The 25,497-nt window shown below is 67.7% G+C and carries 31 protein-coding genes; 10 read left to right on the top strand and 21 right to left on the bottom strand.

What is annotated here, in order from left to right; all coding sequences use genetic code 11:
- Window positions 1-12 precede the first annotated feature (12 nt).
- From G6N67_RS23300 to G6N67_RS23285, 4 genes are all read left to right on the top strand, one after another.
- The gene (locus G6N67_RS23300) at window positions 13-909 is read left to right on the top strand and encodes a sulfurtransferase (protein WP_036428535.1); all 897 of its coding nucleotides are present in this window, start codon (window positions 13-15) and stop codon (window positions 907-909) included.
- Window positions 906-1,325, top strand: coding sequence for a SufE family protein (locus tag G6N67_RS23295; RefSeq protein ID WP_036428536.1), 420 nt, complete (start codon window positions 906-908; stop codon window positions 1,323-1,325). Before G6N67_RS23300 ends, G6N67_RS23295 begins: the two co-directional genes overlap by 4 nt.
- 294 nt (window positions 1,326-1,619) lie before the next feature.
- Window positions 1,620-3,416, top strand: a complete 1,797-nt coding sequence (locus tag G6N67_RS23290; protein WP_036428538.1) for an acetyl-CoA carboxylase biotin carboxylase subunit — start codon at window positions 1,620-1,622, stop codon at window positions 3,414-3,416.
- 80 nt (window positions 3,417-3,496) lie between these two features.
- On the top strand, window positions 3,497-3,829 hold the full coding sequence (locus tag G6N67_RS23285; RefSeq protein WP_036428540.1) for a hypothetical protein: 333 nt from the start codon (window positions 3,497-3,499) through the stop codon (window positions 3,827-3,829).
- Here G6N67_RS23285 and G6N67_RS23280 read toward each other — a convergent pair.
- Complete coding sequence (locus G6N67_RS23280; protein ID WP_036428541.1) at window positions 3,813-4,361, bottom strand: nucleotidyltransferase family protein; 549 nt, start codon at window positions 4,359-4,361, stop codon at window positions 3,813-3,815. The genes G6N67_RS23285 and G6N67_RS23280 overlap by 17 nt on opposite strands.
- A 189-nt stretch (window positions 4,362-4,550) precedes the next feature.
- Between G6N67_RS23280 and G6N67_RS23275 the strand changes: the two genes are divergently transcribed.
- Window positions 4,551-4,973, top strand: coding sequence for an STAS domain-containing protein (locus tag G6N67_RS23275; RefSeq protein ID WP_036428545.1), 423 nt, complete (start codon window positions 4,551-4,553; stop codon window positions 4,971-4,973).
- On the opposite strand, the gene G6N67_RS23270 is transcribed toward G6N67_RS23275, so the two are convergent.
- The 4 genes from G6N67_RS23270 to G6N67_RS39535 form a co-directional block, all read right to left on the bottom strand.
- Window positions 4,944-5,666 carry an RNA polymerase sigma factor SigF gene (locus tag G6N67_RS23270; RefSeq protein WP_229478501.1) on the bottom strand — a complete coding sequence of 241 codons (723 nt, stop codon included), beginning with the start codon at window positions 5,664-5,666 and terminating at the stop codon, window positions 4,944-4,946. The two genes, G6N67_RS23275 and G6N67_RS23270, sit on opposite strands and share 30 nt — an antisense overlap.
- Window positions 5,667-5,692: 26 nt before the next feature.
- Window positions 5,693-6,136 carry an ATP-binding protein gene (locus G6N67_RS23265; protein WP_036428549.1) on the bottom strand — a complete coding sequence of 148 codons (444 nt, stop codon included), beginning with the start codon at window positions 6,134-6,136 and terminating at the stop codon, window positions 5,693-5,695.
- 74 nt (window positions 6,137-6,210) lie between these two features.
- Entirely contained in the window at window positions 6,211-6,630 is a 420-nt protein-coding gene (locus G6N67_RS23260; RefSeq protein ID WP_036428552.1) for a ChaB family protein, read from the bottom strand.
- Window positions 6,631-6,711: 81 nt separating this feature from the next.
- Complete coding sequence (locus G6N67_RS39535; protein WP_036428555.1) at window positions 6,712-6,843, bottom strand: hypothetical protein; 132 nt, start codon at window positions 6,841-6,843, stop codon at window positions 6,712-6,714.
- Between the two features lie 58 nt (window positions 6,844-6,901).
- Here G6N67_RS39535 and G6N67_RS23255 point away from each other — a divergent pair, with 58 nt between their 5' ends.
- Window positions 6,902-7,480, top strand: a complete 579-nt coding sequence (locus tag G6N67_RS23255; protein WP_036428557.1) for a DUF6328 family protein — start codon at window positions 6,902-6,904, stop codon at window positions 7,478-7,480.
- On the opposite strand, the gene G6N67_RS23250 is transcribed toward G6N67_RS23255, so the two are convergent.
- Both G6N67_RS23250 and G6N67_RS23245 read right to left on the bottom strand, forming a co-directional pair.
- Entirely contained in the window at window positions 7,457-7,699 is a 243-nt protein-coding gene (locus tag G6N67_RS23250) for a hypothetical protein (protein ID WP_036428560.1), read from the bottom strand. The two genes, G6N67_RS23255 and G6N67_RS23250, sit on opposite strands and share 24 nt — an antisense overlap.
- 179 nt (window positions 7,700-7,878) lie before the next feature.
- The gene (locus tag G6N67_RS23245) at window positions 7,879-8,865 is read right to left on the bottom strand and encodes an LLM class F420-dependent oxidoreductase (RefSeq protein ID WP_036428563.1); all 987 of its coding nucleotides are present in this window, start codon (window positions 8,863-8,865) and stop codon (window positions 7,879-7,881) included.
- A gap of 51 nt (window positions 8,866-8,916) precedes the next feature.
- On the opposite strand from G6N67_RS23245, the gene G6N67_RS23240 reads away from it, so the two are divergent.
- Window positions 8,917-9,270 (top strand): hypothetical protein, encoded by a 354-nt coding sequence (locus tag G6N67_RS23240; protein WP_036428564.1) that lies wholly within the window; start codon window positions 8,917-8,919, stop codon window positions 9,268-9,270.
- A gap of 56 nt (window positions 9,271-9,326) precedes the next feature.
- Here the strand turns inward: G6N67_RS23240 and usfY are convergent, their stop codons facing one another.
- The 3 genes from usfY to G6N67_RS23225 form a co-directional block, all read right to left on the bottom strand.
- A complete protein-coding gene (gene usfY / locus G6N67_RS23235) occupies window positions 9,327-9,635 on the bottom strand; it encodes a protein UsfY (RefSeq protein WP_036428566.1) in 309 nt (102 codons plus the stop codon).
- Between the two features lie 239 nt (window positions 9,636-9,874).
- Window positions 9,875-10,030: a DUF6131 family protein gene (locus G6N67_RS23230; RefSeq protein ID WP_110798321.1), complete on the bottom strand. Its 156-nt coding sequence runs from the start codon at window positions 10,028-10,030 to the stop codon at window positions 9,875-9,877.
- A 7-nt stretch (window positions 10,031-10,037) separates the two neighbouring features.
- Window positions 10,038-10,271: a hypothetical protein gene (locus G6N67_RS23225; protein WP_036428568.1), complete on the bottom strand. Its 234-nt coding sequence runs from the start codon at window positions 10,269-10,271 to the stop codon at window positions 10,038-10,040.
- A gap of 413 nt (window positions 10,272-10,684) precedes the next feature.
- On the opposite strand from G6N67_RS23225, the gene G6N67_RS23220 reads away from it, so the two are divergent.
- Both G6N67_RS23220 and G6N67_RS23215 read left to right on the top strand, forming a co-directional pair.
- Window positions 10,685-11,110 carry an STAS domain-containing protein gene (locus G6N67_RS23220; protein WP_036428571.1) on the top strand — a complete coding sequence of 142 codons (426 nt, stop codon included), beginning with the start codon at window positions 10,685-10,687 and terminating at the stop codon, window positions 11,108-11,110.
- Between the two features lie 72 nt (window positions 11,111-11,182).
- Window positions 11,183-12,196, top strand: coding sequence for a DNA topoisomerase IB (locus G6N67_RS23215; RefSeq protein WP_036428574.1), 1,014 nt, complete (start codon window positions 11,183-11,185; stop codon window positions 12,194-12,196).
- Here the strand turns inward: G6N67_RS23215 and G6N67_RS23210 are convergent.
- From G6N67_RS23210 to G6N67_RS23165, 10 genes are all read right to left on the bottom strand, one after another.
- On the bottom strand, window positions 12,193-13,206 hold the full coding sequence (locus G6N67_RS23210) for a Ppx/GppA family phosphatase (RefSeq protein ID WP_036434230.1): 1,014 nt from the start codon (window positions 13,204-13,206) through the stop codon (window positions 12,193-12,195). The genes G6N67_RS23215 and G6N67_RS23210 overlap by 4 nt on opposite strands.
- A 156-nt stretch (window positions 13,207-13,362) precedes the next feature.
- Window positions 13,363-14,655, bottom strand: a complete 1,293-nt coding sequence (locus G6N67_RS23205; RefSeq protein WP_036428577.1) for a UDP-glucose dehydrogenase family protein — start codon at window positions 14,653-14,655, stop codon at window positions 13,363-13,365.
- On the bottom strand, window positions 14,646-15,626 hold the full coding sequence (locus G6N67_RS23200; protein ID WP_051578425.1) for a glycosyltransferase family 9 protein: 981 nt from the start codon (window positions 15,624-15,626) through the stop codon (window positions 14,646-14,648). Before G6N67_RS23200 ends, G6N67_RS23205 begins: the two co-directional genes overlap by 10 nt.
- On the bottom strand, window positions 15,623-16,309 hold the full coding sequence (locus tag G6N67_RS23195; protein WP_036428579.1) for an SDR family oxidoreductase: 687 nt from the start codon (window positions 16,307-16,309) through the stop codon (window positions 15,623-15,625). The genes G6N67_RS23200 and G6N67_RS23195 overlap by 4 nt, the downstream gene beginning before the upstream one ends.
- Window positions 16,306-17,679, bottom strand: a complete 1,374-nt coding sequence (locus tag G6N67_RS23190) for a PfkB family carbohydrate kinase (protein ID WP_235684056.1) — start codon at window positions 17,677-17,679, stop codon at window positions 16,306-16,308. The genes G6N67_RS23195 and G6N67_RS23190 overlap by 4 nt, the downstream gene beginning before the upstream one ends.
- Entirely contained in the window at window positions 17,672-18,259 is a 588-nt protein-coding gene (locus tag G6N67_RS23185; protein ID WP_036434236.1) for a D-sedoheptulose-7-phosphate isomerase, read from the bottom strand. Before G6N67_RS23185 ends, G6N67_RS23190 begins: the two co-directional genes overlap by 8 nt.
- A 17-nt stretch (window positions 18,260-18,276) precedes the next feature.
- Window positions 18,277-19,290, bottom strand: coding sequence for a glycosyltransferase family 9 protein (locus tag G6N67_RS23180; RefSeq protein ID WP_036428581.1), 1,014 nt, complete (start codon window positions 19,288-19,290; stop codon window positions 18,277-18,279).
- Window positions 19,287-20,765: an HAD-IIIA family hydrolase gene (locus G6N67_RS23175; RefSeq protein ID WP_036428583.1), complete on the bottom strand. Its 1,479-nt coding sequence runs from the start codon at window positions 20,763-20,765 to the stop codon at window positions 19,287-19,289. The genes G6N67_RS23180 and G6N67_RS23175 overlap by 4 nt, the downstream gene beginning before the upstream one ends.
- Window positions 20,762-22,375 carry a carbamoyltransferase family protein gene (locus G6N67_RS23170; RefSeq protein WP_036428585.1) on the bottom strand — a complete coding sequence of 538 codons (1,614 nt, stop codon included), beginning with the start codon at window positions 22,373-22,375 and terminating at the stop codon, window positions 20,762-20,764. The genes G6N67_RS23175 and G6N67_RS23170 overlap by 4 nt, the downstream gene beginning before the upstream one ends.
- A 15-nt stretch (window positions 22,376-22,390) precedes the next feature.
- The gene (locus G6N67_RS23165; protein ID WP_051578426.1) at window positions 22,391-23,329 is read right to left on the bottom strand and encodes an NAD-dependent epimerase/dehydratase family protein; all 939 of its coding nucleotides are present in this window, start codon (window positions 23,327-23,329) and stop codon (window positions 22,391-22,393) included.
- A 40-nt stretch (window positions 23,330-23,369) separates the two neighbouring features.
- Here G6N67_RS23165 and G6N67_RS23160 point away from each other — a divergent pair, with 40 nt between their 5' ends.
- Window positions 23,370-24,302, top strand: coding sequence for a glycosyltransferase family 2 protein (locus G6N67_RS23160; protein WP_051578427.1), 933 nt, complete (start codon window positions 23,370-23,372; stop codon window positions 24,300-24,302).
- On the opposite strand, the gene G6N67_RS23155 is transcribed toward G6N67_RS23160, so the two are convergent.
- Window positions 24,266-25,489 (bottom strand): glycosyltransferase, encoded by a 1,224-nt coding sequence (locus G6N67_RS23155; protein ID WP_036428587.1) that lies wholly within the window; start codon window positions 25,487-25,489, stop codon window positions 24,266-24,268. The two genes, G6N67_RS23160 and G6N67_RS23155, sit on opposite strands and share 37 nt — an antisense overlap.
- Window positions 25,490-25,497 lie beyond the last annotated feature (8 nt).

Below are 25,497 nucleotides of genomic sequence, written 5' to 3'. Positions count from 1 at the left end.
TAGGCTCACACTGTGCCGCTGCCTGCAGATCCCAGCCCCACGCTCACCGACTATGCCCACCCGGAACGCCTGGTCACCGCCGACTGGCTGGCCAGCAATCTCGGCAGGCCAGGTTTGGCCATCGTCGAGTCCGACGAGGACGTGCTGCTCTACGACACCGGCCACATCCCCGGCGCGGTGAAGATCGACTGGCACACCGACCTCAACGATCCCCATGTCCGCGACTACATCAACGGCGAGCAGTTCGCCGAGCTGATGAATCGCAAGGGCATCAGCCGGGACGACACCGTCGTGATCTACGGCGACAAGAGCAACTGGTGGGCGGCCTACGCACTGTGGGTGTTCACCCTCTTCGGCCACCCCGACGTGCGGTTGCTCGACGGGGGACGCGATCTGTGGGTGTCCAACGGCCGCGACACGACCCTTGACGTGCCGGTCCGGCAGACCACCGGGTACCCGGTCGTCGAGCGGGACGACGCCCCGATCCGGGCGTACCGCGAGGACGTTCTGGGCATCCTCGGCAAGCAGCCACTGATCGATGTGCGGTCGCCTCAGGAGTACACGGGCGAGCGCACCCACATGCCCGACTATCCCGAAGAGGGCGCGCTGCGCGGCGGTCACATTCCGACGGCCAAGTCCATCCCGTGGGCCAAGGCCGCCAAGGACAACGGCCAGTTCCGCAGCCGGGCCGAGCTCGAGGAGCTCTACAGCTTCCTCACGCCCGAGGACAAGACCGTCGTGTACTGCCGCATCGGTGAGCGCTCGAGCCACACCTGGTTCGTGCTGACCCACCTGCTCGGCCTGCCCGGCGTGCGCAACTACGACGGATCCTGGACCGAGTGGGGTAACGCCGTACGCGTGCCCGTCGCGGTGGGGCCCGATCCGGGAGAGGCCCCGGGTTCCGCATGAGTGCCATGCCGGCCGCCCTGGCCGAGGTGGTTTCGGACTTCCAGGAAGTGACCGGCCAGGACAAGCTGCAGCTGCTTCTGGAGTTCGCCAACGACTTGCCGCCGCTGCCCGCTCACCTCGAGGAAGCCGCGATGGAGCCGGTCCCCGAGTGCCAGTCGCCGCTGTTCCTCGACGTCGACGCGTCTGACCGGGACCATGTCCGGCTGTACTTCAGCGCGCCTGCCGAGGCGCCGACGACGCGCGGGTTCGCCGCGATCCTCGCGACCGGGCTCGACAACCAATCCTCGGACGACATCCTGGCCGTACCCGACGACTTCTATACCGACCTGGGCCTGGCCGCCCTGATCAGCCCGCTGCGGCTGCGCGGCATGTCGGCCATGCTGACGCGGATCAAACGGCGGCTGCGGGCCGCCTGAGCGACAGTCGACGACGCGGCCGCCGTGGGCGCGGCCGCCATGACCCCCACTCACCAACACGCCGACAACATTGACGAATATCCCTGCCCCCGCGCGCCAACGGTAATAGCGTCGGGGTGCGGGCTTACGCCCGAATTCTGGCGTCGAGCAGGACCGATGCGCCGACCGACGAATCCGGGACGAAACCTACCCGTCGGTAACCGGCACCGGCTCGCCAAGGGTTCAGGTGCGCCGCATAAACTGCCCGCGATAGATTCTTAAAGACGTTTCTTAGAGAACTGCCGAGGAGGCACCGTGGCGAACCACGCCAGCTCAAAGATCTCCAAGGTGCTTGTCGCCAATCGCGGGGAGATCGCGGTTCGGGTGATCCGCGCCGCCAAGGACGCCGGACTGGCCAGCGTGGCCGTGTACGCCGAGCCCGACGCCGATGCGCCGCACGTGCGGCTCGCCGACGAGGCGTTCGCCCTCGGTGGCCAGACGTCTGCCGAGTCGTACCTGGTGTTCGAGAAGATCCTCGACGCCGCCGCGAAGTCCGGCGCCAACGCCATCCACCCGGGTTACGGCTTCCTGTCGGAGAACGCCGACTTCGCCCAGGCCGTGCTGGACGCCGGACTGATCTGGATCGGCCCGAGCCCGCAGTCGATCCGCGACCTCGGCGACAAGGTCACGGCCCGCCACATCGCCGCGCGGGCCAAGGCCCCGCTGGTGCCGGGCACCCCGGATCCGGTCAAGGACGCCGACGAGGTCGTCGCATTCGCCAAGGAGTACGGCGTTCCGGTCGCGATCAAGGCCGCGTTCGGCGGTGGCGGCCGCGGCATGAAGGTGGCCCGCACCATCGAGGAGATCCCCGAGCTGTTCGAGTCGGCGACCCGTGAGGCCATCGCCGCGTTCGGCCGCGGGGAGTGCTTCGTCGAGCGCTACCTGGACAAGCCGCGTCACGTCGAGGCCCAGGTGATCGCCGACCAGCACGGCAACGTCGTCGTCGCAGGCACCCGCGACTGCTCGCTGCAGCGCCGCTTCCAGAAGCTCGTCGAGGAGGCCCCGGCGCCGTTCCTGACCGACGCGCAGCGCAAGGAGATCCACGAGTCGGCCAAGCGCATCTGCAAGGAGGCCCAGTACTACGGCGCAGGCACCGTCGAATACCTGGTCGGCCAGGACGGCCTGATCTCGTTCCTCGAGGTCAACACCCGACTGCAGGTGGAACACCCCGTCACCGAGGAGACCTCGGGCATCGACCTGGTGCGCCAGCAGTTCAAGATCGCCAACGGCGAGCCCCTCGACATCACCGAGGATCCGACGCCGCGCGGCCACTCGATCGAGTTCCGCATCAACGGCGAGGACGCCGGCCGCGGCTTCCTGCCCGCCCCCGGCCCGGTCACGCGCTATGACATCCCCACCGGCCCCGGTGTACGCCTGGACTCCGGCGTCGAGGCCGGCTCGGTCATCGGTGGCCAGTTCGACTCGATGCTGTCCAAGCTGATCGTCACTGGCGCCACGCGCGAAGAGGCGCTGGAACGGTCCCGCCGAGCGCTCGCCGAATTCCATGTCGAGGGCCTGGCGACCGTCATCCCGTTCCACCGGGCCGTGGTCTCCGACCCTGCGTTCATCGGTGACGGCGAGAGCTTCGACGTGCACACCCGCTGGATCGAGACCGAGTGGAACAACACCGTCGAGCCCTTCACCGGTGGCGATCCGATCGAGGAAGAGGACACCGTTCCGCGCCAGACCGTGGTCGTCGAGGTCGGTGGCCGTCGTCTCGAGGTGTCGCTGCCCGGAGACCTGGCGCTCGGCGGCGGTGGCGGTGGCGGCGTGAGCGGTGTTGTTCGTAAGAAGCCCAAGCCGCGCAAGCGTGGTGGCGCCGGAGGTGCGGCGGCTTCGGGTGACTCGGTGACGGCTCCGATGCAGGGCACCGTGGTCAAGGTGGCCGTGGAAGAGGGCCAGGAGGTGTCCGCCGGTGACCTCGTGGTGGTTCTGGAGGCCATGAAGATGGAGAACCCGGTCACGGCTCACAAGGACGGCACCATCACCGGCCTGGCCGTCGAGGCGGGCGCTGCCATCACGCAGGGCACCGTGATCGCCGAGATCAAGTAATCGATCACTGACATTTGCAGTCAGGGCTGTGATCCCGTCGGGATCGCAGCCCTGACTGCGTTCTCAAGGAGTGCGCGCCGATGGAACCGATCGAAATCAACGCCGGCGCATGGTATTTGCGCGCGCTTCGCGACGATGACCTGATTGACGACCGCCCGGCCCTCACCGACCTCGGCGAGACCGATCCGGACTACGTGACCCGCCGCGAAGCCCAGTGGGCGTCGGACACGTTCTACTCGTGGGCGGTGTGCGAGCCGACCACAGGCGAGTTGCTCGCGGAGGTCACCCTCGACCCGGTCACCGCGACCGTCCACAGCAGAGCCCGCACGGGCCATGCCGACGCCGCGAGAATCGCCGAGGTCTCGGTACGCCGGTTCGCCGGCGCCGTCCTCGGGCTCAACCTCGGGGGTTGACGTCGATATCGGCGCCGCTCGCGAGATCACCACATTCGACCGCGACGACGTCGCTTCTGCCGCGCAGGAACGGCCTGGCGCCCTCGTCGCCGTGCACGGCGGCCAGCAACTCGGCCCAATACGTCCGGGCCACCACGACGGGGTGCCCGGGACGGCCGGAGTAGACGGCGCGGGCCAGCCCCGACTCTTGCGCCGCAGCCAGTACCCGACGCACAACGTCGGCGCCGACATCGGGCGTGTCGACGAGGTGCAGTACCGCACAATCGGCTGAATCGAGCGCCTCGATACCGGCCCGCAGCGATGCGGACAGGCCGTCCGCCCAGTCCTCGGCAATGACCGCGCGCGCCGGTTCCGGGACGTCGACGACGGCCGCACCCAGCACCACCACGACGTCGGCGCATCCGCCGTCGCGCAGCGCGGTGACCGCACCGCGCAGCCATTCACCCTGCGCCGCAAGCACTTTCGGCATCCCGAACCGGCTGCCCGCACCGGCGGCAAGCAGCACGCCTCCGGCAGCTGTGATGGTCGACATGGGAACAGTCTGGCCCATGCGGGCAGGCCTACCGCGAACGTTGTCGGATGACCGTGAGCCGCGTAGGGTCGGGACAGGTTGAGTTCACAGCCGATGCGACCGTTTCAGACGTCCGGGCCGAACTCCTGGGCTTCCGACGTCAGCGTGCGCCACAGAACGAATACACGTATTCCGACTGATGGAGTCACCATGTCTGTCACTACGCCAACCGCACATTCCGCCCGCACCGACGGCATCGCCGCGGTGTTCGCCACTCGCTGGATGTCCGAATCCGCCGCCGTAGTCGCCGCCCATGGCGACATCGATGCGGCAAACTCCACCGAATTCGCCGACTATGCCGCGCGCCATGCCGCACACGCGGACCGCATGGTCGTGGATCTGTCCGCCGTGGACTTCTTCGGCGCAGCCGGCTTTTCCGCGCTGACGACGGTGGCGGCCCAGTGCGCCGCTGACAGCTGCGATTGGCGGTTGGTTCCCAGCCGCGCGGTTGCCAGACTGCTGCGGGTCTGCGACACCGACCATCGCCTGCCCACCTCGGACACGGTCTCGGCGGCCTTGTCCACGATGTCGAGCGCTTCGCCGTTACTGCAGCTGGTCGCGAAGTCGCGCTAGCGATTTCGCGAGCAGCCGCGACACGTGCATCTGGGATATCCCGACCCGCTCGGCGATCTGCGTCTGCGTCATCGACTCGAAAAAGCGCAACAGCAGCACGGTGCGCTCACGCTCCGGCAGCTGAGCCAACAGCGGTCGCAGCGCCTCACGATTCTCGATCTGATCCATGCGCGTGTCGACGTCACCGAGCGTGTCGACGATGGCGGGCGCATCTTCGTCACCGCCTCCCCCGCTGTCGATCGACAGGGTGTTGTACGAACTGCCTGCGATCAGACCTTCGACAACCTCGTCCCGGTCCATTTCGAGTTCGTCGGCCAGCTCCGTGGCCGTCGGTGCGCGGCCCAGACGTTGCGACAGCTCCGCGGTCGCCGCGCCAAGACGCAGATGCAGTTCTTTGAGGCGCCGCGGCACCTTGACCGACCAGCTGTTGTCCCGGAAGTACCGCCGAACCTCACCCATGATGGTCGGTACGGCGAATGACACGAAATCAGAACCGGTTTCGACGTCGAATCGATTGATGGCATTCACCAGACCGACCCGCGCGACCTGCACGAGATCCTCCCGGGGCTCACCCCGGCCATCGAAACGGCGCGCGATGTGATCGGCCAACGGCAGGCACCGCTCCACGATCCGTTCGCGCTGATGCGAGTACTGCGGTGATTCCTCGGTCATCCCCTGCAGCTCGCGGAACATGACCAGGACGTCCGCGTATTCCGACGTCACCGCAGCAGGCTCACTCGCCTCGTGGTGAGCGTGATTCCGAATACCTGGCCTTTCGGTCCCTGACCGTCGCTGTGTCCGCCGGTGAACGTCTGGACCTCGTCGGTCAACGAGCTGAGCACGTGCCAGCTGAAGCTGCCCGGTTTGACGACGGCGTCGTCGTTGCATGTCGTGGACACGCTGATCACCACGGCATCCTCGCGCGGATCCACTGTCAGCAACAACGACGAGTCGGGCAACGCCGAGCGGATCAGCGCGGTACAGGCCTCATCGACCGCCAACCGCAGATCTGCGACCACGTCGAAGTCCAGATCCTCGAATGTGGCAAGCGCAGCAACCACCGTCCGCACCACGGCCAAGTTCTCCAGCCTTGCTGCGACACGAATCTCCACCGACCGCGTTCCGCGGGCGGGTGGGTGGTGTTGCTCTACCGCATCTGCCATCTGACCTCCCGGCATATCCCGACCGACCTTACTCCCGCTGATGCCAGCGATCGCATGGGCAATGATGTTCGACCTCAACGTGAACTGCGGGTCTCTCGACGATTGGCCCGAGCGATCGCATCGACCAGCTCATCCTTGCTCATCGTCGACCGCCCGTGGACATCGAGCCGACGAGCAACCTCCATCAGGTGCTTCTTGGTCGAGTTGGCGTCCACCCCGCCCGCCGACTTGCCCTTGGCGTTGGGGCCACCGCTGCGTGCGCGTTGATCGGACGGGCCGCGGTGCGATTTGGGTTCCCAGTGATCCCCGACCTTCTCGAAGCTGTGTTTGAGCGCCGAGTACGCAACGCGGTGCGCGCGTTGCCCCTCTCCGTACTCTTTCACGGCAGAGTCGTGCGCCTTGGCGAAGGTACGCTGCGCCTTCGCGCTGGACTTCTGCAAAGTGCTCGGCAGTTCGTCCTTCTTGGGCTTGCCTTGTTTCGTCGTCTTCGGCACGTCCCTGCTCCTTTCGGTGTTTTCGCCGTCCACAGCAACGTGTGCCCACAGAGCGCTGCGGGCAAACGTCCGGCCGATTCGTCAGGCCATCATGGGCGCCAGAATGATGAACGCCATGGCGTAGACGAGCGCGATGATCAAGATCAGCACGCCGAGCACCAGCCCCGTGACGATCAGCACGCGCCGCAGTGTCGTAGGCGAAATCTCTGCCATGGGATCGGATTACCCCACATGGCTTCGGCTGACACGTAATCGATGCGATCATCGATACATGGGTGTCGATGATCCCGAAGAGGATCAGCGCTGGGATCAAGCGGCTCGACACGAAACTGAAGCCGAACGCCTCGACCGCAACTGGGGCAGCCTGCTGCAGGAACTGCGGGTGGTACAGACCGGCGTTCAGCTTCTCACCGGATTACTGCTCACCCTGCCGTTTCAGCAACGGTTCGACATCCTCGACGAGACCATGCGGGACGTGTATCTCGTCACGGTGTCGTGCTCGGCGGTGGCCACCGCACTCCTCGTGGCACCGGTCGCCATGCACCGCATCCTGTTTCGGCGGCACCGGCTCAACCTCCTGGTCTCGGCCGCGCATCGCTGCGCCTACGCCGGGCTGCTGTTGCTCGGGCTCACCCTGGCCGGGGTGTCAGATCTGATCTTCGACACGGTCGTGGGGCGCACCGCAGGTGTCATCGCCGGGTTGCTCACGCTGGCGATGTTCCTGGGGCTGTGGATGGGACTGCCACTGGCAATGCGCAGCGGCAGCCCCATGTCGGCGGGCGTTCCCCGGCCGGTGAGCCCGACGCGAGGCCGCCGCCCCTCAGAGTCAAGCGATACGTCGCGCCAGTAGCGCCTTGCCTTCCTCGGCGCCCTTGCGGCTTTCGTGCTGCGCACGCTTGAAGAGTTCGGTGAGCTCGCTGTCGCCCTCGCGCTGCGCGTCGGCGCAGTACTGCTCCATCCGCAGCGCGTTGCTCAGGCAGGCTTCCACGAACCAAATGAGGTTGTAGTCCTTGTCGGCGGTACCGGTGACGTTCCCTGTCTCCGAACCGGTGTGCACGTTGCTCGTCATAGGCTCATTCCCATCAGATGTTGACTTGCGCGAACCGGTGTCCCGCCCGATTCGGCGCCGAAGGCGCCTCCGTCGGGCCGGCGCCCGTCGCGATCAACGCTCCGGCGCCCGTCGGGTACCCGCCGATCGTCCACCGAAACCTGTTCTACCGGCGGTGCGAATGGCGTTGGCCGGCAAGACTAGTCAAGTTCGGCGTGCAGTGCGGCCAGCAGCGGTTTGGCCGCCTCGTCCAAGAACCGCTGTTGCGAGTCGCCGCCGATCTGAACCAGCGCGATGTCGGTGAACCCGGCGTCGCGGTACTTGTCGACGGCCGCGACGATCGCGTCCAGATCTGGCCCGCACGGGATCGCCGCCGCGACGTCCTCAGGCCGGACATATTTGGTGGCGGCGGCGAATCCGGCCGGTGTCGGCAGGTCCGCGTTGACCGACCAGCCGCCCGCGAACCACCGGAACTGCTCGTGCGCCCGCGCCACGGCCGCATCCCGATCGGGATCCCAGCACACCGGGATCTGGCCGATCACGCGGCCTTCGGGCAACACACCGGTGAGATGCCTGCGCCTGCGCCAGTCTTCGACGATCTCGCGGTCGGGCGCGACATCGATCAGGTGGTCGGCCAGCACCCCGAGCCGTTCGACGGACTTCTCACCCGTCATCGACACCCCGATGGTCACGGGCTGGTCCGGGAGATCCCACAGCCGCGCCGAGTCGACGCTGAAATAGTCGCCGTGCAGGTCGATGAGCTCGCCGCTGAACAGTTCGCGAATGATCTTGATCGCCTCGGCCAGCATGTCGAGGCGACGGTCGACCGTGGGCCAGCCTCTGCCGACGACATGTTCATTCAAGTTCTCGCCCGTGCCGAGCCCCAGGGTGAACCGACCGTCTGCGAGGATCTGCAGGGTCGCGGCCTGCTGGGCGACCACCACCGGGTGGTAGCGAATGGTCGGGCAGGTCACGTAGGAATACAGCTGCACCGAATCGGTGGCGTGGGCGACGGCGCCGAGCACCGGCCACGCATTCGGCGCATGCCCCTGCGTGGTCAGCCACGGTGTGTAGTGATCGCTGCACACCTCGAAGTCGAACCCCATCTGCTCGGCCGAAACCGCATACCGGACAAGATCTTTTGGCCCGCTCTGTTCGGTCATCAAGGTGTATCCGAATCTTGTCATGCAGAAAGGGATACCCGTGCACTATGGGCCGAAACTGGGTACCCGGCCACCATGACAGAAACACACACCGAGAAGCGTGGGGACGAGCAGAGCAGCCGGAAACTTCGGTTGTCGGTGAACTGGGTGCTGGCAATTCTGACGATCCCGGCGGCGATTGCGGTGTTCCTCTTCGGTATGGGCAAAGTCATGGGCATGGCCGGGTGCACCGGCCCGCAGTGCGCCTCCGAGGGGCCCGGGGACTTCTGGTTCGGGATCCTGTTCTACGGTGCGCCGGTGGTACCGGTGATCACCCTCGCGGTGTCGATCTTCACCGCCCGGCTGCGCCGCGGCATCGTGGTACCCCTGATCGCACTCGCCTTGCTGGCCGTCGACTTTGCCGTGTTGGCACTCACCTTCCACCAGTGACCGACGCACGACTCCGTCCGGCCTGCCGCACAGGCCGGGCGGGGGCGTGCTTGTGATCAGCTGCTCGGGCGCTGCCTCATCACACCGGGATGATCGGCGTACCAACGCTCCTCGATGCGCCGCACCCGGAGATGTTCGAGGGCCAACCACAGCGAGCCGACGATGAACCCTGCCGCGGACAGCATGCCCACGGTGAGACCGACGTCGGAGTGCCCGGTGGCGAAGGCGGCCAGACAACCGACGAACAGCACCAGGGCCACACCGATCACGACGAGCGCCGGCATGATCGCGTTGTCCTTCATGGATTCGCCCGCGTGTGGGCGAGTGGTTCTGGAGTGATCAACTGGATCCTTCGGGCCATGCATGGCTGCTCCTTTCCCGCCATATCCCGTGCCCCTGACTTCCTGGGCTGACATCCACGGTAGAACTATCCGGGCCCGCCGGCTGTCAAACCGGCATAGCATTCGCGCGACTTCGACGGTGCGGCCCCGCAGCGCCAGGAACTCAACGGACCGACGCAAACGATGTCCCGACAGACGGGGATCCCCGGAGTGTCTCCGGGGATCCCGACCCGCGGCCGCACAGCAGCTCGGTTGCTGCGAATTCAGTACCACGTCCGACGGCCCGCGACCGGCCTGCCGATCGAGCCCAATAGCCAGAACACGGCGCCAGCAACCAACAGGACGATCCCGACGACCCACAGCCAGTAAATGTTCAGCACCAAGCCGAGAATGAGCAGAATCGCTCCGAAGACAATCATCTTGACCTCACTTCACTGTGGCGATGGGGGTCATCGCGCTGGGTTCCGGCAGTCGGCATTGATCCACTTTCGGATTGACACCGGCGTAATTGAGCGGCCCGGCCAGCACCGTTAATGCGATGTCGCCGGCCCGGGCACAACTGGTTGATCCCGTGTGGAAGTAGTCGCGCTGCCACGCCGCGACCACTCCGATCACGAGCCAGATCAGAACGAGCGTCCCGAATAATCCACCTAGCCTCATGACGTAGCGGTACCCCGCATGTGCCGCGGCCAAACTTTCGGCAAACCGCCTCGCACACCGATCACCTATAGGTGATTCTGGGCCGGCGGGTATCTCGCCGGCATTGCAGGCGCGACGAATCTGGACGACAGGAGCAGCTGTGAGGCGTTGCTGTATCCGCCAAACCACGTAGCGGGCAGGTACTTTCACCGCCGCTGCATTAGCGGGCCTCGTCAAAAGTCCCTGAGAACAGTCTTATCTCTATAGACCACCCCCGCCAGGTGGCGTAGGGTTCCAAACAGGTTGAGTCCACAGCCGACTGGACGCGTCAAACGACGTGCGGGGCCGTGTGACTCCCTGCGCGGGGTTTTCAGAAGCGAGCGCCTCTCTTGCCGCGACCGTAGAAGCACACGCATCCGACTGATGGAGTCATCATGTCCACCGTAATTGTTGCTCAACGGCTCGTTGCCTCGGACAGTGCGCAACGCGCGCATTTCAGTACCCGATGGCCGCAGCCCAAGACCGCCGTCGTCTCCGTACACGGCGAACTGGACGCGTCCAACGCCCCTGAGTTCGCCGACTACGCGCTGGGCTACGTGGCGCGCAGCCAGAAGCTGGTTCTGGATCTCAATGCCGTGGAGTTCTTCGGTGCCACGTGCTTCGCGACCCTGCACACACTCAACGTTCAGTGCGCGGGTGAGGGTATCTACTGGGCCCTGACACCCAGCAAAGCGGTGTCACGGGTGCTGCGGATCTGCGATCCGGACGGCGCACTGCCGACCAGTCCCAGCGTCGCGGCCGCGCTTGCGATGCTGCAAACCGAGCCGCGGCCCCTGCAGTTGGTCACCGAACGACGGTGACAGCTCGGGTGTGGCGCATGCACGCGCCCGGCCCCGGGGTCAAGACGGCACCCTCGACCTGAGCGGGCGAATATGCGACTGCGCCGCAGCGTGGTAGCCGAACCTGGGCTGCGCCGGGTGCGCCGAGGCCGTGGCTTCAGTTATCAGGACACCGACGGCCGAGCGGTTACCGACCCCGCGACCCTGGCCCGTATCGAGGATCTCGTGATCCCCCCGGCGTGGAAGAACGTGTGGATCTGCCCTCATCCCAACGGACACATCCAAGCCGTGGGCACCGACGTCGCGGGGCGCCGACAGTACCTGTACCACCAGCGATGGAGCGAGGAGCGCAGCGAGGAGAAGTTCGACCGGGTGCTGCAACTGTCGGCGGCACTACCCGATTGGCGCGAACAGATCGCCGGCGATCTCCGGACCCGGGGCTTCGTCCGGGAGCGCGTGCTGGCCGTCGGCCTGCGCCTGCTCGATCTCGGCTATTTTCGCGCAGGCGGCGACCAATACGCCGAGGAGAACAACTCTTTCGGTATCGCGACCCTGCTCGGGGAACACGTCACGGTGCACGCCGACACCGTTGAGTTCGACTATCCGGCGAAGAGCGGAGTGCGCCGCACTCTGACCGTCGAAGACCCTGAGATCGTGCGGGCCGTCACGGCGCTGCGGCGCCGGGCGGGTCGCGAGCAACGGTTGCTCGCGTACCGCAACTCGACGGGCTTCGTCGACATTCATGCGGAGGATCTCAACGCGAGGTTCAAGGAGATGGTGGGCGACGACTACACCGTCAAGGATCTGCGCACCTGGCACGGCACGGTACTGGCTGCCGAAGGGTTCGCCACGGCCGATCCGCCGGTTGCCGAGAAAGTGGTCAAACGCGTCGAATCGGCCGTCATGCGTGAGGTCGCCGACGCCTTGGGCAACACACCGGCCGTGGCGCGCAGCTCATATGTCGACCCCCGGGTGATCGAGGGGTACCGCGACGGCCTCACGATCGCGGCGGGTTTGCGCCGGGCCGCGCGCGTCCGAGCCACCGACAAGCGGCAATCCCTACTGGAAAGCAGCACCGCCCGGTTGATCCGCAAAGTGAACCGTTAGCTCCGGGGCGTCAAGGCCCGTACGGTCGCGCTCTGGTCCGATTCGTCGAATGTCAACGGCTGCAACGTCAATTCGCCGTCCGGAAGCCGCAGTGAAGACAGGTACTGCAGCATGATGCCCTCCCGCAGTGCCCACGGGCTGACCTCTGCCCGCTCGATGCCCAGGCACCGCATGGTCTCGCATGCGACCACCGCACCACCGAGGATCTGCCATGCCCGCGTCGGTTTCACACCGCGGAACTGGGCACGCTCAGGCGCGCTGACCGACATGAGGTCACGCACCGATTGCGCGATCTTGGCCCGGGACACCCTGCGGCGCACGAACGGCCCTTTACGCCCGCAGGCCGCCCCGCCGAATCTGGCCAGCTGCTTGAAAGTCTTGGAGCTCACCACCACCCGCCGTGGCGTTCCTTCCCATTGCACGCGGTTGGCCACCTCGCGCACCTGTTGACGGACGTACCGGCGGAGATCCTTGACCTGTGCCTTCGACGGCGGGTCGGGCCTCAGATAGCCCGTGCTGACTCTGCCCGCACCCAGTGGAAGGGACACCGCCAGTTCCGGTTCCGCGTCGCGGCCGAAGGCCAACTCCATCGAGCCGCCGCCGATGTCGATGTTGAGCAGCCTGCCGGCCTGCCAGCCGTACCAGCTGCGCACTGCGAAATAGGTCAGCCGGGCCTCCTGCTCGCCGCTGAGAAACCGCAGCCGCGTACCGGTTTCGTCGAGAACTCGCTGCAGCACGTCGTCCCGGTTGCTCGAGTCGCGGATGGCGGCGGTCACGAACGGGTACAGCTGGTCCACGTTCAGCGCGCGGGCCGCCTCGACGGCCTGCTGCACCGCCGCCACGATGCGATCCTGCCCGTTCTGCCCGATTTCGCCTTCAGCACAGGCTTCCTCGCCCAACCGGGTCGGAATCTTCACCGCGCGGATCGGCAGCGGCGGCCCTCCGGCGAACGCGTCGACCACCTGTAGCTGCGCGGCATTCGAGCCGACGTCCAACACTCCCAGCCGCATGTGTCCTCGATCCATCCGTGCGTGACTCATCGCCCGGCCGGCGCGCCACCGCAATGACCGGATGTCGTTGTGCAACTCCGCATGGCCATCCTCCGTCCGTGTGCCGGTTCCGGTGGATACCCGCGACGCCACGACGTAAACGCGGCGGAGCCGGGATCAGAAGCCCGCTGCTCGGCCGTTGCCGAGATATGCCAGACCGGCCTCGGAGATCACCGCGCAGTCGAGCACGTTGCGGGTGTCCAGCACGACAGCACCGGGCGCCTGATCGCCGATCCTCGCCCAATCCAGCTCGGTGAACTCGGGCCACTCGGTGAACACCACGATCGCGTCGGCCTCTTTGGTCGCCAGATACGGATCATCCACCGCGGCAACGGCACAGCGCCGCAACGCGTCGTGGTCAATCATCGCCAGGCGTGGGTCGTAGCCGATGATCTGAGCCCCCAGCCCGCTCAGCCTGCCGCTGATCGCCAACGCGGGGGAATCGCGCACATCGCACGTACCTGCCTTGAATGTCAGGCCGAGTGCCGCGACCCGTGAGGAGGCCAACGGCTCAGCCATGGTCCGGCTCAGGGCTGCGGCGATGCGATCGGCCTGCGCGAGGTTGGTCGCGCGCGCGGATGACACCTCCGGCAGATCCACCCCGTGGCGCCTTCCGGTGTGCACCAGCGCCGCGGTGTCCTTGGGCAGACACGACCCGCCCCAACCCGGACCGGGCTGCAGGAAGTGCCGCCCGATGCGGACGTCGGCGCCCATGCATCTGGTGACGTCCCCGATGTCGGCACCGACCCGCGAACACAACTGCGCCAAGGAGTTCGTGTACGAGATCTTGACCGCGAGGAACGCGTTGCTCGCGTACTTCGACAACTCGGCGCTTTCGGGACTCATCCGCAGCGCCTCTCCCTCGCCTACACCGTACAGCCGCGCAACCGTGTCGGCTGCCGCGTCGTCCGTGGCGCCTATCAGGATCCGGTCCGGGTGCCGGAAGTCGTAGACCGCGTGGCTTTCTCGGAGGAATTCCGGGTTGGACACCACCCGGATCCCGGTGCCGTCCAGCTTGGTTGCCACCGCGCGTGCGGTACCGACGGGAACGGTGGATTTCAGGACGACGACCGCGCCTGGGCGCAGGGTCTCGGCCAGGGCACGCACGGCCCGGTCCACCGAGCTGAGGTCGGCCGAACCGTCCGTGCCGCTCGGTGTCGGAACGCACACGAACACCACGTCGCGGTCGGCGAGGATGCGGTGGTCGGCGCTGAATCGCAGTCTTCCACTACGCAATCCCGCCTCGAGTAGTTGTGGTAGGCCCGGCTCGTCCAGTGTCACCACACCGGAGTTCAGCTGCTGCACACGATCACTGTCGATGTCGATGCACACGGTGTCATGGTCTCGCTCGGCCAGACACACCGCGGTGGTGAGGCCGACGTATCCGGCCCCGACGACGCCTACTGACATGTTGGTACCCTCAACAAACTGTCGACGGCTTCGATGACGCGAGATACCGTGATCAACAGCAATCCGCTGTGTGGCGCGGCAGCATGCGGATCGCCTTTGTCCCCGGCCCAGATGGCGATATGCGGGCCGTTGCCCCGTGGGCCCCAGCGGCTCGGCGGCGTGGGTCCGAACAGCACCACCGACGGCGTACCGGTCGCCGTGGCGACGTGTCCCACACCGGTGTCACCACAGACCAGCAAGCGGCAGTCGCTGATCAACGCAACCAGGCCGAGCAGACCCAACGTTCCGGCGAGCACCGATGATTCGGGCAAACCGGCCTGATGCGCCACCGAGCGGGCGAGCTCGAGCTCGTTGCAGTCACCTGTGATGACGACGTCGTGACCGGCACGGCGCAACTGGGCGGCGACCGCGGCGAATCGATCTGCCGGCCACCTGCGCGCAGCGGCGGCCGCCCCCGGGTGGATCACCACGACACCGGATCGATCCGGGTAACCATGCGGCCGCGGGATCGCCAAATCGTCCGGATTGCACGGGATGCCGTGCCATTCGAGCATCCCGCACCATCGGTCGACCTCGTGGAGGTCGGCGCGCCACGGTGGTCCCGGCACCTCGGGATAGTCACTGTGCCGATGAGTCAGCAGGGTTTTCGGCTTCAAACCGAGCAGGTCTGCGATGCTCTCGGGCCCGCTGCCGTGCAAGTTCACCGCCACGTCGGGGTTTCGGCGGCGAGGATGAAGGCGGCCGAGGCCCGGTGTGGGGTCGATCTCGTCGATCGCGCCCGACAGCATGGCCAGTTGGCAGAACCGCTCCGGTGCGGCCAGCGTGATGTGGGCGTCGGGATGGGCTCGCCGCAGCCCGCGGAGCGCGGGGATACCGGTCAGCAGATCGCCTAGCCCCAACGCCCGCAACACCACGATGTCGGGCCGGCCGGCCGGCCGCAGCGGAACCACCCGGTGTGCCGCGGGACTCATGGCCACGAGGATTCTGTCGAGGCGCACACCACGAGTTCACGGATCTCGCAGCCGGGCGGCTGGGACAGCGCGAACACCACGGTCTCGGCGACGTTCTCGGGCTCGTTCAGCACGGCGTCCGGCGGCGGCTTGTACTGTGCGTCGCGGTCGTCGAAGAACGACGTGTACATCCCGCCCGGGATCAGCGTGGTGACGCCCACCTCCCCGGCCAGTTCGGCGGCGAGCGCGCGGCTGAAGCCGACCACGCCGAACTTCGAGGCGCAGTACGCGGTGGCGTCGCTGACGGCCTTGATGCCGAGTGTCGATGCGCATGTCACGACCCGGCCGCCGGAGGCCTTGAGGAAGGGCAGTGCCGATCGGATCACCGCGACGGTGCCGAACAGGTTGACGTGCACGACGCGCTCCCAGTCCTTGCTGGGCACATCGGTGAGCTTGCCGCACGAGTCGATGCCCGCGGCCGTGAACACACCGTCGATCTTCCGTTCCACCTGATCGGCAAGGATGCACACCGCAGCGTCGACCGCATCGGTGTCGGCCAGATCGGCGCACTGGAACGGTACGTCCGCCGAGGGCCGGTTGCGATCGATCACCATGGGCTTACCGCCGTGGCGCACAACAGCTTCCACCGTCGCTGCCCCGAGGCCGGACGCGCCGCCGGTGATGAGGATGTTTCCCAGCTTCACGAGTTCTTCCTCTCGGTTGCATGTTGGATCAGCTTGGTCGATGAGTAGCCCGCGACGGTGGGCAGTAAAACCACGTCGCCGCCGTGCCTGCGGACCACGCCGGCCTCGGGCAGGTCGGCTTCGGCGTAATCACCGCCCTTGACCCACACATCGGGACGCAGTCGCTCCAACTGTGCGGCAGGTGAACATTCGTCGAAGATCACCACCGCGTCCACACATGCCAGCGCGGCCAGCACCCTGGCCCGGTCCGCCGCCGCGACCACGGGGCGCCCAGGGCCCTTCAAACCCTGGACCGAGGCGTCCGAGTTCAGCAGCACCACGAGCGCGTCGCCCAACTGGCGGGCCTGATGGAGCAGCCGCACATGGCCGGTGTGCAGCAGATCGAAGCACCCTCCGGTCGCGACCAGCCTGCCGCCACGCCGGCGCAACCTGTCCCGAACCTCGACGACATCGCTTGTGACCGCGGCGGGTTCGGTTGTCACGCGCCCCTGTGAGCTCAGGCGCGCCGGGCGCGACACCGCGGCTGCACCGCCGCTGGCGACGAACCGGCTCGCGGCCTCCACCGCGGCGGACACCGCTGCGGCGACGTCCGCTTCGGCTGCCAGCGCAAGCGTCGCGGCCACGGCGAAGCGATCACCTGCCCCACAGGTGTCGGCGCGACCGCCACCTGCGCCACACGAGGCCGGCACCGATATGTGCACGCTGCCCTCGGCGGTGGCCAACACGGCTCCCCCACTGCCGAGCGTCACGCACGCCGCGCGCGCCTGCCACTTCCGGCGCAGCCCGTCGGCCGAAGAACCGTTGGCCTCAGCCTGATTCGGCGTCACCAGGTGACATCCCCGAACGGGGTCGGTGCCGCGTGGATGCGGATCCCATACCAGCGGCGCGCGCTGCGCGGCGCGTTCGAGCAATCGACGCAGACCGGGATGGGCCGTCACGCCCTTGCCATAATCGGCGACACACACCGCACGGGCGTCGTCGAGCATCTGGCCGACTTGCGGCGGCAGATCGCCGGGTGCGGGCGTACCGTCGCCGTGATCGATCCGGAGCATCGACTGGTTGGACGCCCGAATCCTGGTCTTGCACACCGTGGTACCGGTGAGCGGCATGGCCACGACCGTGACTCCGGCCTCGGTCAGCATATCGCCGAGCGCACGTCCGTCCGCATCGTCAGCGATCGCGGTCACCAGCACCACGTCCGATTCGACCCGGGCGGCCAGCACCGCGGCCAGCCCCGCGCCACCCGGCCTGCGCCACACCCGCTCGGCGTCGACGACCGGAACCGGTGCTTCGGGGCTCAGCCGGGTCGCGCTGCCTTCGATGTCGACGTCGAGCATGCAGTCGCCGACGATCACCACGGGCCTAGCCACCGGAAGTTCCCGGCGTCGCAGCGGTTTCGGGCAGCGAGGCGTCGAGTGCTATGCACAACGAATGCACCAGCAGCAGGTGGATCTCCTGCACGGTGGCGGTGCTGGGTGCCTCCACGGAAATCGCGTCATCGCACATTGCGGCCAGCGGGTTGGGCGCGGGACCGGTCATCGCCCAGGTCGTCAGCCCCAGCTCGTGGGCCGCCTTCACCGCGGACAGCACGTTCGGACTGGTGCCGCTCGTGGACAATGCCACCAAGATGTCGCCTGGCCTGCCGTGGGCGCGGACACCGCGGGCGAAGACCTCCTCGGCCCCATAGTCGTTGCAGATCGCGGTCAACGCGGACGTGTCGGCGTGCAACGCGATGGCCGAGAGCGGTCTGCGTTCATCCTTGAACCGGCCGACCAGTTCGGCCGTGAGATGTTGCGCCTCCGCTGCGCTGCCGCCGTTGCCACAGGCCAGGAGCCGCCCACCGGCCGTGAGCACCTCGGCGAGATGGGTTCCCCACCATCCGAGTTTGGCTTCCTCACCGCTGATTCCGTCGGCCGCGTGGGCCAGCGCGGATATGTGTGTGCCAATCATGTTTCCTGCCTCCATATTCAGCTGCCACTCAGTCGGCCGACCGCGGCCACGAGATCTTCGTCGGTGATGCCGTCCAGACACGGATGTCCCGGTACCGGGCACGTCCGGGCCCGGGTGTCGCGGCACGGCGCGTCCTGGGCACCGAGTCGGACCACGTTGCGGCCGTAGGGGCTCCATTGCGGCGCCGGGACCACGGGCGCGAACAACGACACCACCGGCACCCCGACAGCCGCGGCCAGGTGCGCGGGGCCGGTGTTGGGCGCCACGACGACACGGGACCGTGCGTAGACGGCGCCCAGCGTGGCAAGTGTGGTGCGCCCGCCGAGGTCGACGCCGTGACGCCCGGCCACCGCTGCCGTGAGTTCTCGCTCGCCCGGGTCGCCCGTGACCACTACGCGGTGGCCGGCGGCGCTGAGGGCCCGCACCATGGCTGCGCTGCGCGCCGTGGTCGGCCGGCGCGCCGGGACTGCAGCGCCGGGATGGAAGACCACGAACGGCTCCGCGCCGATCACTGCGGCGACGGCGCGGGGCAGCGGTGGCGGTGGCGTCACCCGCAATGCCCCGTCGTCGTCGGACGGCAACTCATAGCCGCCGGCACGGACCAGGGACAGCGCCCGCTGTGGTTCCGGTATCCCGGATTCGACGTGATGGCGGAGGTCCAGCAGCGTTCCCGGGTAGTCCTCGCTGATCGCGCCGACCCATCGCACGCCCGCCATCCGGGCGATCAGCGCCAGCGGCAGCGGCGACTGGTGAAACGACGTGAAGATGAACATGCGGTCGGGGGCCAGGTCGCGGAGTTGTTTGACGAGCGCGGTGACGTGATCGGCGGTCAGCTCCGGCGAGTCGAAATCCACCCAGGGCGCCTGCCATTCGACGATCTCGTCGACCCCGGGCAGCAGTTCGGCCGCTGCCCGGCCGCGTGGCCCGGCCAGGAACGACACGGTGTGGTGCGCGGCGACCGCACGCACCGCGGGCCCGGTGATCAGCACGTCACCCGCGCTGTCCAGCCTCGCCACCACCGCCCGCTTCATCGCGCGTCCTTGAGGATGAGCGAGACCGCGTCATCGAGTGTCTCGGCGACTCGGGCCCGGTTACGGGCCTCCGAAACCTCGTGCGCCAGGGTGCGTTCGGTGGGAACGAGAATCGCGTCGGCCCCCGCCGCCAGTGCGGCCTGGACATCTCCCCCGGTGTCACCGATCATCACGCAGCGTGCGGTGTCGACACCGAGTGCCTCGGCAGCGGCGTACACCATGCCGGGTTCGGGTTTCCGGCACGCGCAGTCGGCGTCCGCGTCGTGTACGCACAACTGCCAGGAATCGAACGGGCCGAGCAGGGTGTCGACGGTTGCGTTGACCGCGGCAAGCTGCTCGGTGCTGATCAGTCCTTTCGCGACGCCGGACTGATTGGACACCACGGCCAAGAGCAGTCCGCGTTCCCGCAGGCGGTGCAGTGCGCTTTCCGCGCCGGCCACCGGGCGTACGCCCGCGGGGTCGTTCAGATAGGGGCCGTCCTCGATGATCGTGTCGTCGCGGTCGAACAGCACCGCCAAGGGTGGATCGCGGCGCGCGGCCCGGAATGTCCACTCGCCGTACAGTCGCTGAGCCACCGCGACCGGTGGGATGAGCACACTGGTGGTAGCCATCCGCAGCGCTTCGATGACCGTGAACCGGCCGGTTGAGAAGCGCCGCACCGCGAACTCAGCCGTGAGCGCCAGCCAGGCGGCGCGCGCCCACCGAGCGGCACGACGATCCGGCGACGCGACGGCCAGCACGGCCGCCGCCGTCGTCACGATGTGCAGCGGCAACCGGCCGCGGCCCTCGCCGACCGCAGCGCGCCACCCGCGACCGTGTTTGCGGCGCATGAGCGCATCGTCGCGGTTGCCGATCTGGGCTCGCACACTGCTGAACCACGATGCCCGCGCGACCGGATGCCGGGTGCGCCGGTTTCCGCGGATGATCGTGTTGCCCGCCTGCGTGATTCGCAATGCCAAGTCGGAATCCTCGCGGTAGGCGCGCGGGAACCGCTCGTCGAAGCCGCCCGAGCAGACCAGCGCGGACCGCCGATACGCCATGTCCGCGGTGATCCATTGCGCGTCGGCCAGGCGCAGCGTGCGCTGGTCGTCGTTGGTGCTGCGCCGCCACGGCTGCGCCGGGACGTCGATGGTCGCCTGGCATCCGGCGGCACCTGCGGCGTCGGCCCTGGCGAGATCCTCGGCCAGTGCGGTGAGCCAGCCCGGATGCGGCAGGACGTCGTCGTCGAGGAAGCACACCCAGCGCGCCGTGGTCTGGCGCCATCCGACGTTGCGGGCGGCCGCCGGTCCGCGACCGCCGCTGCGCAAAACCGTGACCGGCAACCGCGCGACGGTGAGCAGCGGCGGGTGAGGGTCGGGCCGATCGTCGACGACGATCACGGCGTCCGGCCGTGGCCCTTCCGCCCTCTCCAGAACCATCAGCAGCCGGTCCAGGGTGGGCCTGCCGATGGTCGGTATCACGATCGCGAAGTTCACGGGCGCCTCCGCACCACGTACGGCCCGAGGGCGAGCATGTCGATGGGCGCGCTGCCGAAGCACTCCAGCGCGTCTCGCGGACTGTCGACCATCGGCCGGCCCGCGGTGTTGAAGCTCGTGTTCACGATCACCGGAACACCCGTGCGCTCGGCGAAGCGGCCGATCGTTCGGTGCAGCAACGGGTTCGACTCGTCGACGGTCTGGATTCGCGCTGTGCCGTCGACGTGGGTCACGGCCGGGATGCGTTCGCGCCAGTGGGGTGCCACGTCGTGCACGAACAGCATGTACGGGCTCGGGATCGGTGCACCCGAGAAGATGTCGGCGGCCCGGTCGGTGAGAACCATCGGCGCGACGGGCCGGAACTGCTCGCGGCCCTTCACGGCGTTGAGCCGTTCGAGGTTCGCCAGCCGACGTGGGTCGGCCAACAGCGAGCGGCAGCCCAACGCCCTCGGCCCGAACTCGGACCGGCCCTGAAACCAGCCGATCAGCTGGTCGTGCGCCAGCGCGTCGCCGACGGTGCCCGCCAGATCGTCGGGGCGCTCATAGCTGATCGCGGCGTCGTCGAGCACCTTGGCGATCTCGTCGTCGGACCATCCGCGACCCAACGCCGCCGAAGGCATCGGGGTGAGGCGTTCACCGGCGTCGGCGGCCACCGACAAGGCCGCTCCCAACGCGGTACCTGCGTCTCCGGCCGCCGGCTGCACCCAGACGTCACCGAATCCGCCGTCCCGGAAGATCTTGGAGTTCGCAACGCAGTTGAGCGCCACTCCCCCGGCGAGGCAGAGCTTTTCGTGATCGGTGTGTCCGCGCAGCCAGGTCACCAGATCGAGCAGAACCTCTTCGAGCACTCGCTGCACACTGCAGGCCAGGTCGACGCGGTCCTCCCAGCTGTCGCCGAATGCCGCCCAGTCCACCGGTTCGGTGCGGAATCCACCGTCCCCGGTGGCGTACACGAGTTCGCGGAACCGATCGGCGAAACGCGGTGTCCCATAAGACGACATCGCCATCACCTTGTACTCGTCGCTGGACCGTTTGAAGCCGAGGTGCGCCGTGAGTTCCTCGTAGAGCAGCCCCAGTGAGTGCGGCAGTGCCTGGGTGGCCAGCACGTCGAGCTTGTTGTCGGTGTAGCTGCCCGCGAGCATCGACGTGCGCTCACCGCGCCCGTCGACCACCAGCACCGCGCAGTCGGGATGCGGTGAGGCCAGTGCGGTCGACGCGGCATGCGCCACGTGATGCCGAACATACTGGACCACATCGGGATTCAAACCCGGCAGGGCAGACTGCAGGAACTTCGGCGCACGCTCGGCGTAGAGCGTGCGCAGGTGTTCCCAGTCATGGTCGAGGCCGCCGAGGGCGGGATCCACGTCCTGCATCAGGCGCGGGTCGTAGGAATAGCCGACCGCATCGAGGTCTGCGGGCGACAGACCGGCCTGCTCCAGACACCAGCGGGCCGATTCCACGGGAAGCTCCCAGGTGGAGAACGCCACCGCGGACTTGCCGTGTTTGCGGCGGCTGAACCGTTCCTCCTCGGCAGCGGCCACCACGTGACCGTCGACCACCACTGCGGCGGCAGGGTCGTGAAACACCGCGTTTATTCCAAGAATGCGCACGTAATCCTCCTGAAGTCACTGCTGGGCAAACCATTTGACGGTTCTGGCGAGACCGTTCTGGCAGTCCACGCGCGGCCACCAGCCGAGTTGTTCGCGTGCCGCGGTGATCACCGGGCAACGCCGTTGCGGGTCGTCGTCGTCGCGTTCGACGAACTCGAGGGGCGACTGGCTGCCGGCCAGCTCCCGGATCGTCTCGGCGATCTGTAGCACGGTCAGTTCGTGCGGGTTGCCGATGTTGATCGGGCCTGCGCAGTCGGCGCGGGCCAGGGCCAGCAAGGCATCGACGGTGTCGTCGACGTAGCACAACGACCGGGTCTGCCGCCCTGAGCCGTGCACCGTGATCGGCTCCCCGGCCAGCGCCTGCCTGCAGAAGGTCGGCACGATCCGACCGTCGTCGCTGCGCATGCGCGGCCCGTAGGTGTTGAACAGCCGGGCGACTCCGACGTCGGCCGAGCGTGCGCGCCGGTAGGCGAACGTCAATGCCTCGGCAAACCGCTTGGCCTCGTCGTACATACTCCTGGGTCCGACCGGATTGACGTTGCCCCAATAGCTCTCGTGCTGCGGGTGTTCGAGCGGATCGCCGTAGACCTCACTGGTCGACGCCAACACCACGCGTGCGCCGCACCGCTCGGCGAAATCCAGCACATTGGCCGTACCGAGCGCTCCGGTCCGCAGGGTCTGCACCGGCATGCGCTGGTAGTCGACCGGTGAGGCAGGCGACGCCAGGTGGAAGACGGTGTCGACCCGCGGCAGATCGGGCAGCGGAGCACTGATGTCGTGACACATGAACCCATAGCCCGTGCGGTCACCCAGCAGCGATTCGGCCGTGGGCGCACTCGTGGAACGGTCGTCGACGCAGATGACCTCGACGCCGTGGTCGAGCATGCGCTCGCAGAGGTGCCCGCCGAGGAATCCGCACCCACCGGTCACCAGAACACGTTTGAGTTCACGCATGGGTGTTTGCCGATCGCCGGGGAGGGTAGTTGGCCCCGTTATGGACACAGTCACAGCAGATGTTTCGTTCGTCATCGCCAGCCGCAACCGCCGCGACGAACTCGCCGACGTGGTCAACAGACTCCTCGACACCACGCCCTGTCCGATCGTCGTGGTGGACAACCACTCCGACGACGGTTCGGTCGACGCCATCCGGCGGATCGCGGCGCACGCGGGCGATCGGGTCGTGCTGCTGGGTCTCGGGTCGAATCTCGGTGCGGTCGCGCGCAATGTCGGAGTCGCGGCGTGCCGCACACCGTATGTCGCATTCTGTGACGACGATTCGTGGTGGGCGCCAGAGGCTCCGGGGCGCGCAGCGGAGATCTTCGGTCGATATCCCAGTACCGCGGTGCTCGCGGCACGTACCGAGGTGTGGCCGCAACGGCGCGAGGATCCGCTGGTCGCCCAACTCGCCGACAGTGCGCTCGGTCATCGGCCCGACCTGCCGGGTCCGTCGATCCTCGGATTCCTGGCATGTTCGGCGATGGTCCGCAGATCGGCGTTCCTGGCCGCAGGTGGGTTCAGCCCCATCCTGCATTTCCGGGGCGAAGAACAACTGCTCGCGATGGATCTGGCCGCGCACGGCTGGGATCTGTGCTACTGCCGGGAACTGACCGCGATTCACCAGCCTTCGGCGCTGCGCCCGTCCACGGCAGCGCAGGACGCCCGCAGCCTGCGCAACGCCGTGCTCACCACGTGGCTGCGCCGCCCGGTGCCACAGTGCTTGCATGCGGCAAGCGCGCTGCTGGGCGCCGCGCCGCGCGATGTGCACCATGCCCGCGCCGCGGCCGAGGCCGCAGTCAGGCTGCCCGCGGTGCTCGTGCATCGGCGACGGCTGCCGGCAGCCGTCGAGTCGGCACTCGCGACGCTGGAACGCGGTGGCGGTCATCGAGCCCGTCATCCCGACGACACGCTCGAAGCCGGCGGACGCTGATAGCTTGCGGGCCCCAGCCGGTCGTAGACGCGGAGGGTATCCGCGGCGATCCGGTCCCACGAGTACCGAGACCTGGCCCGGTCCCGCCCCGCCGCACCCAGGCTCTGCCGCAGGAATTGGTCGCGCAGCAGCTCGCCGAGGGTGCCGGCCAACAGGTCTGGGCGTTTGGGCGGAACCAGGCGGCCCGTAACGTCATGGACGACGGTGTCGAGCATGCCGCCGACCGCCGAGGCCACGACCGGGATGCCGCAGGCCATGGCTTCCAGGGGCACGATGCCGAACGGTTCGTACCACGGCGTGCACGCCACCACGTCGGCAGATCGCAACACGGCGGGCATCTTGTCCCGCGCGACCGATCCGCACAGCCGCACGCGATCGGCGACACCGAGTTCACTCGCCAGTGCGCGTAACCGGTTGGCTTCCGGATCCCGGTCCAACTGCGTCTTGGCAGGTCCGCCGACGATGACGAGTTCGGTATCCGGGAGCGTCGGCAGGGCGCGGACGGCAAGGTCGAATCCCTTGCGCGGCACGAACCTTCCGACGCTCACGATGCGATGTTTGGTGCCCCGCCGCAGCGCCGGGCCTGCCGGGGTGAACAAGTCGAGGTCTACCCCGCACGGCACCACCGACGTGCGGGTCCGGGCCCGGCCCAGCCGCATGAGCTCGAACACCTCGTCGGTGCACGTGGCCGCCACCCAGGTGGCGCCACGGGCCACCATGGCCTCGAGTTTGAGCCGCTCGGGCGGGCTGGTGTCTGCCGCGCCCTGATGCCGCCGCTTGACCACGCCCAGTGCGTGAAAGGTCTGTACCGCAGGAAGATTCAGATGCCGGGCAGCCAGCTGCGTGGCCACGCCGGACATCCAGAAGTGCGCGTGCGCCACATCGGGCCGGTCGTCGGCCCACTCGGCGTCGAGGAATTGGGCGAATCCCCCCATGTACTGCAACAGTTCGTCTTTGGGTAGCGGTTCGGGTGGGCCTGCAGGGACATGCACCACGGTGTACCCGTCGGGAGCGCTCACCCGTTCGGGGATGTCGGGGTCATCGCGGCGGGTGTACACCGTGACCTGATGACCGCGACGGCTCAGCGCCGCCGAGAGCGCCGCCACGTGTACATTCTGACCGCCGGCATCGACTCCGCCGAGCGCCGCCAACGGGCTGGCATGCTCGGAGACCATTGCGATTTTCATTCATGCTC

Source organism: Mycolicibacterium mageritense (genome assembly GCF_010727475.1).
GTDB classification, from domain to species: domain Bacteria; phylum Actinomycetota; class Actinomycetes; order Mycobacteriales; family Mycobacteriaceae; genus Mycobacterium; species Mycobacterium mageritense.
This window is presented reverse-complemented; position numbering and strand designations above follow the sequence as displayed.